This window comes from Streptomyces sp. NPDC026538, from assembly GCF_055567535.1.
In genome coordinates, this window is the sequence record NZ_JBVHQG010000010.1 from 174755 (window position 1) to 187153 (window position 12399).

Genomic DNA, 12399 nt, shown 5'->3' on the forward strand with positions numbered 1-12399 from the left:
TCAGTCCTCGTCGTCCCAGGAGCCGGACCGCGAGCCGCCGATCTCGGGGCTGCCGCCGCCCGTCGCCCGGTCCCTGACCCGGAGCTTCAGCGTCAGCTTGTGCGACCGGGCCGACGAGTGTCCGGCGCCCGCGCCCGCCGTGGCCACCCCGAACTGGAGTTTGCCCTCGCCCTTGACGTCGTCGCGCAGTTCCAGCAGCAACTCCAACTGGGCTTCCTGGATCTCGAAGGCGAACTGTTCGTGCGTGCCTCGGTCCTGGGCCTCGTACAACTCCTGCCGCAACTCCTCGATGGCTGCCGCCAACCCGATCGTCGCCATGGCAACTCCCCCTGAATGCACGCCTCGTACCCGGAAGTGTGCCCTCACAGTGTCAGGGACCGCTGAAACTGGCCAACTTCCGTGTCGCGACTCTCTCCCGACCAGGCAGTGTTGACAATTTTGGCGGCAACTCACGGCGCGACAACGACCCCGGGGACTTCATCACGTGGATCGCGCAGGTGTCGGGTCACCGGCCCGCGAGCCGTCGGCGCTGAAACTCAGGTAGGTGGCCAGGAAGCCGACGGCGTAGCCGGTCAGCAGGCCGCCCGCGTAGACCGCCGCCGCCAGGGCCGGGCCCCTGTTCCCGGTCAGCAGGGGGAACAGGGCCCAGCCCGAGGGGCCGATGGCGGTGGCCCCGACGCGGTCACCGAGTACGGCGAAGAAGCCGACGAACGCCCCGCCCGCCGCGCCGCCCGCACAGGCGGTGAGGAAGGGCCGCCCGAGGGGCAGGGAGACGCCGTAGATCAGGGGTTCGCCGACCCCGAGCAGGCCGGCCGGGAGGGCGGACCTGATGGTCGTACGCAGTGAGGTGTCGTGGCGGAGGCGGACGTAGACGGCGAGGGCGGCGCCCACCTGTCCGGCACCGGCCATGGCCAGCAGCGGAAGCAGCACGGTGTAGCCCTGCTGCTGGATGAGGGTGGTGTGGATGGGGATCAGGGCCTGGTGGAGGCCCAGCATCACGAGGGGGAGGAAGAGGCCGCCGAGGACCAGGCCGGCGAGGGGGCCGGTGGTGGCGAGGAGCCAGTCGGCGGCGGTGCCGATGGCGGAGGAGACGACCCCGGCGGCGTACATCAGGCCGTACAGGGTGGCCAGCCCGGCGACGAGGACGGTGACGGTGGGGGTGAGGAGGACGTCGAGGGCGTCGGGGACGCGGCCCCTGCACCAGCGTTCGACGTGAGCGGCGAGCAGGGCGGCGGCCAGCGCGCCCAGCACCCCGCCCTGCCCCGGCGCGAGCGCCACCCCGAAGGCGGTCACCTTCGCGACGCCCGGATAGACGACGATCGCCGCGACCGCACCGCCGAGCACGGGCGTCCCGCCGAACACCTTCGCCGTGTTGTAGCCGACGAAGACGCTGATCAGAGCCATGAAGCCGGAGGCGATGGCGGCGAGGGCCGGGGTGAGCCAGGGCAGCATGCCGGCGTTGACGAGGAGCCCGTTGAGGCCGGCCAGCACCCCGCAGCCGATCAGGGCGGGGATGAGCGGAACGAAGACGTCGGCGATGCGGCGCAGGGCGGTCTTGAGGGGGGTCGCGTTGCGCCGGGCGCGGGCGGCGCGCAACTCGGCTCCCCGGGCGGCGAGCTGTTCGGCTCCGTGGGGGGCGGAGTGTCCGGCTCCGGGCCGTTCGGCTCCCCGGGCGGCGAGCTGTCCCGCTCCGTGGGGGGCGGCCTGCTCGGCTCCGTGGGTGGCGAGCTGCTCGGCACCTTGGGCGGCGGCCTGGCCGGCCGTCGCCGCCTTCTCCGTCGTCAGCAGTCGCTGGAACTCGGCGGTCACCGTCACCACCGCTCCCGGCCCCAGCACCACCTGGAGGCCGTCCCCGGCGGCCACCACGCCCAGCACCCCGGGCACCGCCCGCACCGCCTCTCCCGCCACGAGCGAGGGATCGTTCAGCCCCAGCCGCAGCCGGGTCATGCAGTGGGCGACGGAGCTGACGTTCGCGGGGCCGCCGACGAGGGGCAGCAGTGCGGCGGCGGTGTCGTACGGCGATCTCTGCACACCCCGAGCGTGCGGGTCAGCCGGCCGCCGTGGCGAGCGCGGCGCGCAGACGGCCGCCGGACTCCTCCAGAAGGCGGGTGGCGGTGGGCCCGTCGACACCGGCCAGGATCACCAGGATGGCGTCCTTCACCTCACCGTGGGTCGCGGTGAGGGCCTGCTCGATCTCCTCGTCCCCGGCGCCGGTCGCGAGGGCCACGATCCGTCTGGACCGGGCGCGCAGCTTCTCGTTCGAGGCCCGGACGTCGACCATCAGGTTCCCGTAGGTCTTGCCGAGCCGGATCATCGTGATCGTCGACAGCATGTTGAGGACGAGTTTCTGGGCGGTGCCAGCCTTCAGACGGGTGGAGCCGGTGAGCAACTCGGGGCCGACGACCACCTCGATGCCGTGCTCGGCGGCGGCCGCCAGCGCGCTGCCCGCGTTGCAGGAGAGGCCGACGGTCAGGGCGCCGAGGGCCCGGGCGTGCTCGACGGCGCCGACGGCGTAGGGGGTGCGGCCGGAGGCGGAGACACCGACGACCGAGTCGAGGACGTCCACCCCGAGGGCGTCGAGGTCCTTCCGGGCCAGCTCGGCCGAGTCCTCGGCGCCTTCCACGGACGTGACCATGGCCTCGGGGCCGCCCGCGATGACACCGACGACCTGACCGGGAGCGGTGTTGAAGGTGGGCGGGCACTCGGAGGCGTCGAGCACCCCCAGCCGCCCGGCGGTACCGGCACCGGCGTAGACGAGCCGGCCGCCTTCGGCCATACGGGCCGCGATCGCGTCGACGGCGGCGGCGATCTGGGGCAGCCGCAGCGCCACAGCGGCGGCGACCCCGGCGTCCTCGCCGTTCATGAGCCGTGCGATGTCGAGGGTGGGCAACGTGTCGATCTCGGCGAGCTCCGGCCGAAAGGCCTCGGTGGTGAGCGTTTCGAGTTCGGTGCGCAGAGCGCGGTCTTCGGTGGTCATTTCGGAAACGGCCCTTTTCAGCGCGGACGAGTGCATTAACCCAGGGGCGCGGTGCTGTATCGATGTGCGGCTCCGCCGCGTGGGCGCGACAAGCCACTGCGAACCGGCACGTCCCCGCGACGATCAAGCCCTACGGTCTATCGAGGCAAGTTACGGTGCCGATGGGCCAACGCCTCGTAAGACGCCGCCAACGCCGGAGCCGCCGCCTCGTACGTCCGCTGCGCAACCCCCACGAACAGGCAGTCCACCACCAGCAACTGACTGGTCCGCGAGGACATCGCGGCCGGCCGCAGCTCGCTCTCCCGCGCGGTCGAGGTCGTCAGCACATGGTCGGCGTACTGCGTCACCGAGGAATCCGGCCGCCCGGTGACGGCAACGGTCGTGGCCCCCCGCTCGAAGGCGACCCGCAACGGCTCTATGACATCCCCGGTGGACCCGGAGTGCGTGATGGCGATGGCCACGTCACCCGCCCGCAACTGCACCGCGTTGGTGACCGCCAGATGCGGATCGTTGTGCGCGTGCGCTATCAGCCCTATCCGCAGCAGCTTCTGCGTGAGGTCCTGGGCGACCAGCCCGGACGCCCCGATGCCGTAGACGTCGATCCGCCGTGCCCCGGCGAGCGCGCTCACCGCGGCCCCCAGCTGCACGGTGTCCAGGCCGGCGGCCGTGTCCGCGAGGGTCTGCTGCTCGTCGTAGGCGAGTTTCGCGACGACGTCGGCGATCGGGTCGTCGACGGCTATGTCGGTGGTGATCGCGGGCGCCCGCCCCGACTGCTGGTGCGCGGCGAGCCCGGCGAGGGCCAGCCGCAGATCGCGGTAGCCGGGATAACCGAGCAGCCGGGCGGTGCGCACGACGGTCGCCTCGCTGGTGCCGGTGCGCTCCGCGAGTCCGGTGACCGTGAGGGCCGCGCAGCCGGCGGGGTCGCCCGCGACGGCTTCGGCGACCCGCTGCATGGAGCGGGTCATGGAGGGGGCGAGAGTGCGCACCTTGGCCGCGAGGGCGGCCGGAGCAGGCGGCGCGCTCCCCGGGGCCGGGGTCCCGCCCGGACGGTTGCCGAAAATTTCCTTCACGTTCTCGGTCACCCCTGAAAGATATTTTCGTTTCGGGCACCCGGTCAAGACCGCGCACAATAGGACCATGGACCCCGTAAGCCCCCTGGAACAGGCGCTGCACGCAGCCCGCGCCCTGGTGCTCGCCGACCTGGTCGCGGGCGAGGTCGCCGAGGCGGACGTCGTCTCACTGGTCGAGGACTCCGTCGTACAGCGGCGCTGGTGGGTCGAGCAGTGGCCGGACGGGGCCGGGTACGTGGCGGGGCTGGTCGCCCAGGACGTACAGGACGCGCTTCTTGAGCGGTACGGCCGCTGGCCGCTGTGCCCGGTGTGCGGCACCGGCGACCCGCACGCCCTGGACGTCGAACCCGAGCTCGGCCCGGACCCGCACTGGGTGTGCCACAAGGCGGGCGTGAAGGTCGCCTCCGTCGGCTCCCTGGGCCGGGCGACAGGCGGGATGGCGTCCTCGTGACGGTGCTCTCATGAAGGTGCGCTCATGACGGTGTACATCGACCCGCCGACCTGGCCGGGCCACGGCCGCATGTGGTCCCACCTGGTCAGCGATGTCTCCTACGCCGAACTGCACGTCTTCGCCGAGGCGTTGGGCGTACCCCGGCGCGGCTTCGAACGCGACCACTACGACCTCCCGTCCGACCGCTACGCGGACGCGGTACAGGCGGGTGCGCTGGAGGTCAGCAGCCGCGAGGTGGTACGGCTGCTGCACGGGGCGGGGCTGCGCAGACGCAAGGGCGACGTGCCCCGGTAACGGCCTCTGCCGCGCCGAACTCGGCAACGGCCCCTACCGCGCCGCCCGCAGTTCGAAGGCGAGTCCCTCCCCGTCCTCGCTCACCTTGGTGAAGCCCGCGCGGGTGACGACCGCCTGGGAGGGGAGGTTGGCGGGCTCGATCGTGGCGAACAGGGAGCTCACGTCGGCGCGGGACAGGGCCCAGTCGGCCAGGGCGCGCAGCGCCTCCGTGGCGTAGCCGTGGCCGCGGGCGGACTCGGTCAGGTCGTAGCCGATCTCCACCCGGCCCTCCTCGTCCGGCGCGGAGTGGAAGCCCATGCCGCCCACCGCACGGCCGTCCTCCCGGCGCACCAGGGCGAAGACGCCGAACTCCGGTCGGTGCACGCCCCCTTCGTATGCCTTGAGCATGAAACCGGCCGCGTCCCGGGTGCCCTCGTACGGGCCGCCCTCGATCCACGTGAAGCCGCCGTCGCCGCCGAGGCGCAGGTCGCGGGCCTCGGCGGGGCGGATGCCGACGAGGTCGAGGCGGTCGGCGGGGATGACCAGGTTGTTGTGCCAGCGCCAGTCGGTGACCGGGGCGCGGCCGGGCAGTTCGCTGCGGCCGGTGGCCCACAGCAGGGTCTCCCAGGGCGTCGGACCGGGCTGGACGTGCGGGAAGAGCAGCGCCAGGACGGATTCGGCCAGTTCGTCGGACGGCCGGTAGGGAACCCCGAGGCCCGCCGCCATGTCGTGGGTGTGGAGCAGTACTTCGGCGATGCCCATCGCGGCGAAGCCGACCCGGTCCGCGCTGCGGAAGGGGTACGGGTGGAAGGCGCGGACCTCGGGCGGGGTGGTCCGGACGGTGGCGGCGAGCAGGGCGCCGGTCGTCTCGACGACGTGCAGCAGGCCGGAGTTGTCGGTGCCGTCGTCGAGCTTGAGCTCGAAGGGCACGTACGCGTCCTGGGCGCGTCCGGCCAGATTGGCGGCGTACGCGACGAGGTCGTCGGCGACGTGGACCGCCGTCTCGTGGCAGTTCCAGTCCAGGCGCCCTGCCTTCACCTCCGTCCAGTCCCGTGCCACCGCCGGCCGCAGCGCCGCGACACAGCCCGCGACGGCCTCTTCCACCTGATCCCCGCCCATTTCCCGCATGGGCCGCACCTTAGGACGCCGGATCCTGTGCGGTCGACAGCATTTCCAGCTCGGCTGCGAGGTTGTAGCGGGCGGTCGGCTCCCATTCCGCCTGGCCATGCGGGGTCCTGAAGAGCCTTGGCAGGTCGAGGAGTTGGCGGAGGATCGCGGAACGGCCGTCGCGGAAGGCGTCGTTCGGGACGAAGTGGTACTCCTCGCGCACCTCGGCGGTGTAGGCGGCGTACGCGGCGGGCGGGGCGGCGAGGATCGCCAGGTCGGCGTCGCACAGGACCTCGCCGTTGCGGTCGCCGGGGGCCGGGTCGTGGGTGACGGTGAGCCGGACCAGGCGGGCGACCTCGGCGGTCCCGGCGTCGGAGACCCCGGCCTCGGGCAGGGCGCGCTCGGCGAGCCGGGCCGAGCGCTCCTCGTTCTCCGACCGGTCCGGCAGGTACACCGCGTCGTGGAACCAGGCGGCGAGCCGCACCAGATCGGGGTCGTCCGCGTACTCCGTGAGTACGTCGATGTGGTCGAGGACCGCCGTGAGGTGGGCGACGGTGTGGTACCGGCGCTGGGGCTCCTGCCAGCGGTCCAGCAGGGCGGTGGCGTACGGATCGGGGTCGGGCAGGCCCGGGTCGTCGCCCCGAGCCATGAGGAGGGCGCGCCGCCAGCGCACGCGCAGTTCCTGGAGATCGGCCATGCCCCCATTCTCCCGCGCGCCACGGACATGCCCCTAGCGTGGAGGGCATGACTGCTGCTGCTGACGACGTACGTGACCCTTCGCTGCCCGGACGTCTGCTCGCCGTCGAGCGTGACGCGCTGCTCCCGCTCCTGCGCTCCCGGCCGGACGCGGACTTCGCGCTGCCGACCGCCTCGTGTCCGGGATGGACGGTGCGCGATGTGCTCGCCCACTGTTCGGCCGCGCTGGACCGGGTGGTGGAGGGCCGCTTCGAGAAGGGGGTGTTCTCGCCCGAGTCGAACGACCGGGACATCGCCGACCGCGCCGACTGGACGACCGCGCGGCTCCTCGACGAGCTGGAGCGCGGGATGACCGAGGCCGGGGAGGTGATCGCGGGGCGGGCCGACGGGGCCTGGGACGGGATCGCCTTCGGGGAGTGGGTGCACGCCGGGGACGTCCGCGACTGCCTCGGCGAGCCCGGCGCCTACACCGGCGCGGGACGGCCGTACGCGCTCTCGCTGCTGGCCCGGGTCACCCGGGACCGGGAGCGGCTGAGGCTGCAGGCCGACCTGGACGACGTGGACGACCCGCTGCACCTGGGCGTGCCGAGCGGGACACGGACCCCGGCCCGTTTCATCGGGGACTCGGCGACGCTCGTACGGCTGTACACGGGGCGGGCGGTCGACGGGGCGTCGTACGAGCTGACCGGGGCGGCGGCCGAGGAGCTGAATCTGTACGGGTGAGAGGAGCCGAATCCGCACGGTGAGCGGCCGGGGGCGGTCTCGCGGCCGTATACGGTCCCCCCGTACTCTTGGATTGGACTAGACCTCCTGCGGTCGGCCGGCCGGCTGATCGGCCGGGTGCGTCAGGGGTACACGGGGAACACCACGGAAGGGGCCCTATGAGCACGCGTGCAGTCCTGGAGGTGATCGCCCTCGACGCCGAGGACGCGGTCGCCGCCCAGGCCGGAGGCGCGGACCGCCTCGAACTGGTCACCGACATGGCGGCCGACGGGCTGACCCCGCCGCCCCGGACCTTCACCGCGATCCGGGCCGCCGTCGACATCGACCTGCGCGTGATGCTGAGGCTGGCGGACGGGTTCGCGGCGGGCGACGTCGACCGCCTGGTCGGGGTGGCCGGGGAGCTGCGGGCGGCGGGGGCCGACCAGTTCGTGCTCGGGTTCCTCGGCGCGGAAGGGGATGTGGACCTGGCGGCCGTGGAGCGCGTGGTGGCCGAACTGGCGGGCTGCCGCTGGACCTTCCACCGGGCCATCGACCGCGCCGCCGACCGCGACGCGCTGCGCAAGCAGCTCGCCGACCTTCCGGGCCTGGACACCTACCTCACCGCGGGTGCGGCGACGGGCGTCGACGAGGGCCTGCCCATCCTGCTGGCCGAGGCCCGGCGCCGCGGCGAGCCGGGGTACGGGCAGACGCTCCTGGTGGGGGGAGGTCTGCGCCTCGACCATGTGCCGGGGCTGCGGGATGCGGGCATCGACGCCTTCCACATCGGCGGCGCGGCCCGGCCGGGCGGCTGGGAAGGACCGGTGTCGGCGCCGGCCGTACGGGAGTGGCGACGGGTGCTGGACGAAGGGTAGGCATCCTCGGGGGCATGCCGCCGCCGTCGCCGAAGCCGCCGTGGGTCAGGTCCTGCCCTACGGCAACGACCCCTTCACCGAGCGCGCCCGGGGCAGGCTCGCCGAGATCTTCGAACGGGACGTCGACGTCTTCCCCGTCTCCACCGGATCCGCCGCCAACGGCCTCGCCCTGGCCGCCCTCACCCCGCCGTGGGGCAACGTCCTCGCCCACCAGGACAGCCACATCCACCACGACGAGTGCGGGCCCCCGAGTTCTTCACCGGCGGCGCCAAGCTCGTCCGACTCCCCGGTCTCGACAGCAAGATCGACCCCGAGGCGCTCCGGACGGCGGTGCGCCGCCGCGCCGGCGACGTCCACAGCGTGCAGCCGTCCGCGGTGAGCCCTCGCGTTACGCCTGGGGGAGGTGGGTCAAGGGTGGGCGCACGGGGGGTCGTAGGCATGATCGGGGACGTATCTGTGCCATAGCTCGGGAGTCAGCAGGTTTCCGGTGGAACGGCAGATGTAGTCGATGGCGGTCCGGGTAGTCGTGGGCAGGACGCGGACGCTGTAGTCGCCACCGCCGATGAACAGGTTGCCGCCGTCGGGGGAGAGCGCGGCAGCGTTCACGTAGTCGGTGATGCCCGTCACCGGTTCTCCGTGGGGTCGCGCTTGCGCCCGGTTCTGCGGGATGTCCCACAGCCGGACCGTGTGATCGGAAGTGCCGCCGCTGACCAGTCTGTGGCCGTCCTGGCTGAAGGCCAGGGTGGCAACGGCCCCCGCGTGACCCGTCAGTGCCTCACCCAGCTGCTTGGGCCGGGCGCGGTCAGCGAGATCCCACAAGCGGATCTCGGTGTCATCCCCCGAAGTCACGAGCGTGCGGCTGTCTGGACTGAAGGCGACCGAATCGAGTGGTTCTTCGCTGGCTGCCAGGCCTTTGCCCTGGGCTCTGGGATGCGTGGGATCGGTGATGTCCCATAGGCGGAGGTCGCCGAAGTCCGTTGCGGCGACGAGTGTGCGTCGGTCCGGGCTGATGGCCACCTGTTTGACCTGTTTGGAGCTGCCCATGTCCAGTGGCTGACCGAGGGGCTTCGGGTGTGATGGATCGGAGACGTTCCACAGGACGATCGTTCCGTCGAAGTTGCCGCCCGCCAAGGTATTGCCGTCCGGAGTGAACGCGATGCTCAGGAAGTCGCCGTCGGAGCTGGGCGCGCCGCCCAGGAGCCTGGGCTTGGCCGGTTCGGTCACGTCCCACAGCTGTACCTTCCGTCCGGTCGAGACTGCCAGCTCCTTTCCGCCGGGCCTGAAGGCGATAGCGCTGAAGTACGCGCTCACGCCTCGGATGGATGCGCTGAGCAGGCGGGGCTCGGCCGGGTTGCTGATGTCCCAGAGGCGCGCGGTCTTGTCCGCAGCGCTGGAGGCCAGCAGACGCCCGTCGCCGCTCACGGCCAGCGATCCGACGGATCCCGTGTGTCCGGTGCGGATCGTGTGCGGGATAGTCCACAGCCGGATGGTGCGGTCGGCGCCGGCGGTGGCCAGCACGGTGCCCCTGGGGTCGAATGCCAGTGTCTGTACCCGTCCGGTGTGGCCCGTCAGGGTCGGTGCGAGATCTCGGTAGTCCTTCGGGGACGCCACGTTCTCAAGCTGGACGGTGGTGTCATTGCCGGCATAGGCCAGGAGGTTGCCGTCGTGCGAGAACGCCACCGTGTTGACAGCGTCGTTACTGGTCGGGGAGTTGAGCGGGGCAGGCTTTGCGGGATTCGTGACGTCCCACAGGTGGGCCGTCAGGTCGCTGGCGGCCGCGGCCAGCGTTCGACTGTCCGGGCTGAAGGCGACCAAATAGGCATTGCCCGGGCTTCCGGACACGGAAATGGGGTCCGGTACCCGGCCGACGGCCGACGGATGCCGCGGGTCCGTCACCCGCCACAGGCGTACTGTCCCGTCGCTCCCGCCGGACGCCAGCAGCTTGCCGTCCGGACTGAAGGCGACGCCGTACACGTAGCCGTCGGCGCCGGTGAGCGGTTTCGCGAGCGGCTTCGGGCTCCGGGGGTCGGTGACGTCCCACAGGTGGATACGGCCATCCTGGCCCGCAGTCGCCAGCGAGTGCCCATCGGGACTCATGGCGAGCGTGTACAGGATGCCGCCGCCCGCCTTGATCGGGTCACCGATGCCGGTGGGGTGGCGGGGGTCCTGTACGTCCCACAGACGGATGGTGCCGTCCTCGCCGGCGGCGGCGAGGAAGTGTCTGTCGGGGCTGAAGGCCAGCCCCCACACCGTCTTCTTGAACCCGTGCAGCGGATCGCCCACCGGGGCCGGGTGGCCCGCGCGGGCGGTGTTCCACAGCCGGATCACGCCTTTGTCGTCCCCGCTGGCCAGCACGTGGCCGTCCGGACTGAATTCCACGCTGGCCACCTGACCCCGGTGGCCGGTGAGCACCGTGGACAGGGGCAGGTTCTGGGCGCTGAGCAGGTGGACCTCGGTCGAATCGGCTGGTTTCATCCGCTGTGCCACCAGATCCAGCTGGGCGGCGAGCGAGGAGTCTGATGTGCGCAGTTGGTTCGCATTGGCCCTGACCTCGCTCAGGACCTTGGTGTTGTGCTCCCGCTCGGCCGCGCCGCTCTGCAAGAACGCGACAACGGCCGACACCGCGACCAGCACGGCCAGCACGCTCAGGCAAGCGACAACCCCCTGCCGGATCCGGCGAGAGCGGTCCCGATGTCGTACCGAAGCGGCCAGGAACTCGGACGCGACCGGACCGAGCCCGCCCGCTCCCCCGTCGTCGTCCTCACCGTCGGCCCCCGCCAGGACCCGGGCCTCCTCCAGCCGACCGCCCCGATACAGCATTCCCGGATCCTGTCCGGCCTCCTGCCACGCGACCGCCGCGTCCTCCAATTGCTGCCGAGCCATGTACTGGACGCGGTGCTCCCTGATCCACTCCCGTAGCCGCGGCCAGGCCCGCAGCAGTACCTCGTGGGTGATGGTGACCGTGTCCTGCTCCCGGGTCAGCAGCCGGCCCTTGGTGAACTTCTCGATGACCTGGGCCGCCTCCCCGGGGCGTGTGCAGTGGTTCACGAGTTCGTCGTACGGCACCGGACGCCGCGTGTCCTTGGTTCCGCTGCCGCCGAACTTGATCAGGCGCAGGAACACGGACTGCGCGGTCTGCCGGGCAGCGGGATCCAGCCGGTCGAACCAACTGTCCGCCTCCGCGGTCACGCTGTTCGCGATGCCGCCGGTCGCCTCGTAGCCGTCGACGGTGAGGACATGGCCCGCGCGGCGCATCCAGGTGGCCCGCAGGGCGTGGGCGAGCAGGGGCAGCCGACCGATCTCGTAGGCACCGGTGTCGTCCGCTCCGTCTTCCGTCGCGCCCAGGTCGCGCAGAAGTACCGGCACCAGTCCGGGTTCGACGTCCAGCCCGACCGCGCGGGCGGGATACAGGATCGCCTCCCGTACGCCGGTCCGGGACAGGGGCCCCACCATCACCTGGTTGCGCTCCACCGCGTTCAGGAGGCCAGGGTGGGCCGTGCACTGGGAGTAGAAGTCCGAGCGCAGACCGAAGACGACCAGGCCGGGTGGGGGCTCGCTGCCCGGACCGGCTTCCGCGATGCCCAGGACCGCGTCGAGGAAGTCCCGCCGCTCCTGCTTGTCGGGGCACAGCGTGAACAGTTCCTCCAACTGGTCGACGACCAGGACCAGCCGGCGCTCCCCGGGGCCCTTCGCGAGTGCTCGGCGCAGTCGGTCCGGCCGCAGGGCAGGAGAACCGTCCGAACCGCTGCCCATGATCTCCCACAGATGGGTGCCGAGAGCCTCCATCGGATGGGGCGTCGGGTTCAGCCACACCTGCGGCCACCATGTCGAGCCAGGCAGCGCGCCCCGTGCCAGCTCGGCCAGGAGCCCCGCCCTCAGCAGCGAGGACTTCCCGGCACCGGACGGGGCGACGACCGCCAGCGCACCGCCCACCGCCAGGCAGGTGTCCAGCCGGACCAGCAACTTGGCCACCAGCGCGTCCCGGCCGAAGAACCACCGCGCCTGGTCGGCCCCGAACGCGGTCAGGCCGGGATACGGGCACTCGTCGGAGACTGAAGCGGTGATCGTCCGGCGCCTGTCGCGTACACCGTCCTCGAAGCGCAGGACGATGTCCCGTTCGGCGACCAACATGTCCCGGCGGGCCTGGTAGATCCTGGCCCGGTCCGAGGCGTGCGCCTGCATGCGGACTTCCTCACCACGGGGCATCTCCTCACTTCGGACGGGGGGTCCGCCGAGGCCGTGGGAGGGGTG

Annotated in this window: 12 protein-coding genes; 5 read left to right on the forward strand and 7 right to left on the reverse strand. The window is 72.0% G+C overall.

Translation table 11 applies throughout. The features are described from left to right. From ACZ4N4_RS34305 to ACZ4N4_RS34320, 4 genes are all read right to left on the reverse strand, one after another. A complete protein-coding gene (locus tag ACZ4N4_RS34305; RefSeq protein WP_453572576.1) occupies positions 1-318 on the reverse strand; it encodes a trypco2 family protein in 318 nt (105 codons plus the stop codon). A gap of 162 nt (positions 319-480) precedes the next feature. After that, positions 481-2031 carry a PTS transporter subunit EIIC gene (locus ACZ4N4_RS34310; RefSeq protein WP_467596142.1) on the reverse strand — a complete coding sequence of 517 codons (1551 nt, stop codon included), beginning with the start codon at positions 2029-2031 and terminating at the stop codon, positions 481-483. A gap of 16 nt (positions 2032-2047) precedes the next feature. Further along, positions 2048-2977, reverse strand: coding sequence for an N-acetylmuramic acid 6-phosphate etherase (gene murQ / locus ACZ4N4_RS34315; protein ID WP_467596145.1), 930 nt, complete (start codon positions 2975-2977; stop codon positions 2048-2050). A gap of 137 nt (positions 2978-3114) precedes the next feature. After that, entirely contained in the window at positions 3115-4059 is a 945-nt protein-coding gene (locus ACZ4N4_RS34320) for a MurR/RpiR family transcriptional regulator (RefSeq protein ID WP_453572585.1), read from the reverse strand. A 55-nt stretch (positions 4060-4114) separates the two neighbouring features. On the opposite strand from ACZ4N4_RS34320, the gene ACZ4N4_RS34325 reads away from it, so the two are divergent. Together ACZ4N4_RS34325 and ACZ4N4_RS34330 are read left to right on the forward strand one after the other, a co-directional pair. Then, positions 4115-4498, forward strand: coding sequence for a hypothetical protein (locus ACZ4N4_RS34325; protein ID WP_360485709.1), 384 nt, complete (start codon positions 4115-4117; stop codon positions 4496-4498). 24 nt (positions 4499-4522) lie between these two features. Then, complete coding sequence (locus ACZ4N4_RS34330) at positions 4523-4792, forward strand: DUF4031 domain-containing protein (protein ID WP_453572590.1); 270 nt, start codon at positions 4523-4525, stop codon at positions 4790-4792. Between the two features lie 33 nt (positions 4793-4825). Here the strand turns inward: ACZ4N4_RS34330 and ACZ4N4_RS34335 are convergent, their stop codons facing one another. Next, entirely contained in the window at positions 4826-5899 is a 1074-nt protein-coding gene (locus ACZ4N4_RS34335) for a GNAT family N-acetyltransferase (RefSeq protein WP_467596148.1), read from the reverse strand. Positions 5900-5909: 10 nt separating this feature from the next. Beyond that, a complete protein-coding gene (locus tag ACZ4N4_RS34340) occupies positions 5910-6575 on the reverse strand; it encodes an HD domain-containing protein (RefSeq protein ID WP_467596150.1) in 666 nt (221 codons plus the stop codon). Positions 6576-6622: 47 nt separating this feature from the next. On the opposite strand from ACZ4N4_RS34340, the gene ACZ4N4_RS34345 reads away from it, so the two are divergent. The 3 genes from ACZ4N4_RS34345 to ACZ4N4_RS34355 all read left to right on the forward strand — a co-directional run bounded on the left by ACZ4N4_RS34345 (position 6623) and on the right by ACZ4N4_RS34355 (position 8527). Further along, the gene (locus ACZ4N4_RS34345) at positions 6623-7297 is read left to right on the forward strand and encodes a maleylpyruvate isomerase family mycothiol-dependent enzyme (protein WP_467596153.1); all 675 of its coding nucleotides are present in this window, start codon (positions 6623-6625) and stop codon (positions 7295-7297) included. A 158-nt stretch (positions 7298-7455) separates the two neighbouring features. Beyond that, positions 7456-8148 carry a copper homeostasis protein CutC gene (locus ACZ4N4_RS34350; RefSeq protein ID WP_467596156.1) on the forward strand — a complete coding sequence of 231 codons (693 nt, stop codon included), beginning with the start codon at positions 7456-7458 and terminating at the stop codon, positions 8146-8148. 40 nt (positions 8149-8188) lie between these two features. Further along, a complete protein-coding gene (locus ACZ4N4_RS34355) occupies positions 8189-8527 on the forward strand; it encodes a beta-eliminating lyase-related protein (RefSeq protein WP_467596159.1) in 339 nt (112 codons plus the stop codon). Between the two features lie 29 nt (positions 8528-8556). Here the strand turns inward: ACZ4N4_RS34355 and ACZ4N4_RS34360 are convergent, their stop codons facing one another. Further along, positions 8557-12330, reverse strand: a complete 3774-nt coding sequence (locus tag ACZ4N4_RS34360; RefSeq protein WP_467596161.1) for an NACHT and WD repeat domain-containing protein — start codon at positions 12328-12330, stop codon at positions 8557-8559. Positions 12331-12399 lie beyond the last annotated feature (69 nt).

Coding starts and splice junctions, on each gene's coding strand:
- ACZ4N4_RS34305 (WP_453572576.1), bottom strand. CDS start 318: ATGGCGACGATCGGGTTGGCGGCAGCCATCGAGGAGTTGCGGCAGGAG.
- murQ (WP_467596145.1), bottom strand. CDS start 2,977: ATGACCACCGAAGACCGCGCTCTGCGCACCGAACTCGAAACGCTCACC.
- ACZ4N4_RS34325 (WP_360485709.1), top strand. CDS start 4,115: ATGGACCCCGTAAGCCCCCTGGAACAGGCGCTGCACGCAGCCCGCGCC.
- ACZ4N4_RS34330 (WP_453572590.1), top strand. CDS start 4,523: ATGACGGTGTACATCGACCCGCCGACCTGGCCGGGCCACGGCCGCATG.
- ACZ4N4_RS34335 (WP_467596148.1), bottom strand. CDS start 5,899: ATGCGGGAAATGGGCGGGGATCAGGTGGAAGAGGCCGTCGCGGGCTGT.
- ACZ4N4_RS34340 (WP_467596150.1), bottom strand. CDS start 6,575: ATGGCCGATCTCCAGGAACTGCGCGTGCGCTGGCGGCGCGCCCTCCTC.
- ACZ4N4_RS34345 (WP_467596153.1), top strand. CDS start 6,623: ATGACTGCTGCTGCTGACGACGTACGTGACCCTTCGCTGCCCGGACGT.
- ACZ4N4_RS34350 (WP_467596156.1), top strand. CDS start 7,456: ATGAGCACGCGTGCAGTCCTGGAGGTGATCGCCCTCGACGCCGAGGAC.
- ACZ4N4_RS34360 (WP_467596161.1), bottom strand. CDS start 12,330: ATGCAGGCGCACGCCTCGGACCGGGCCAGGATCTACCAGGCCCGCCGG.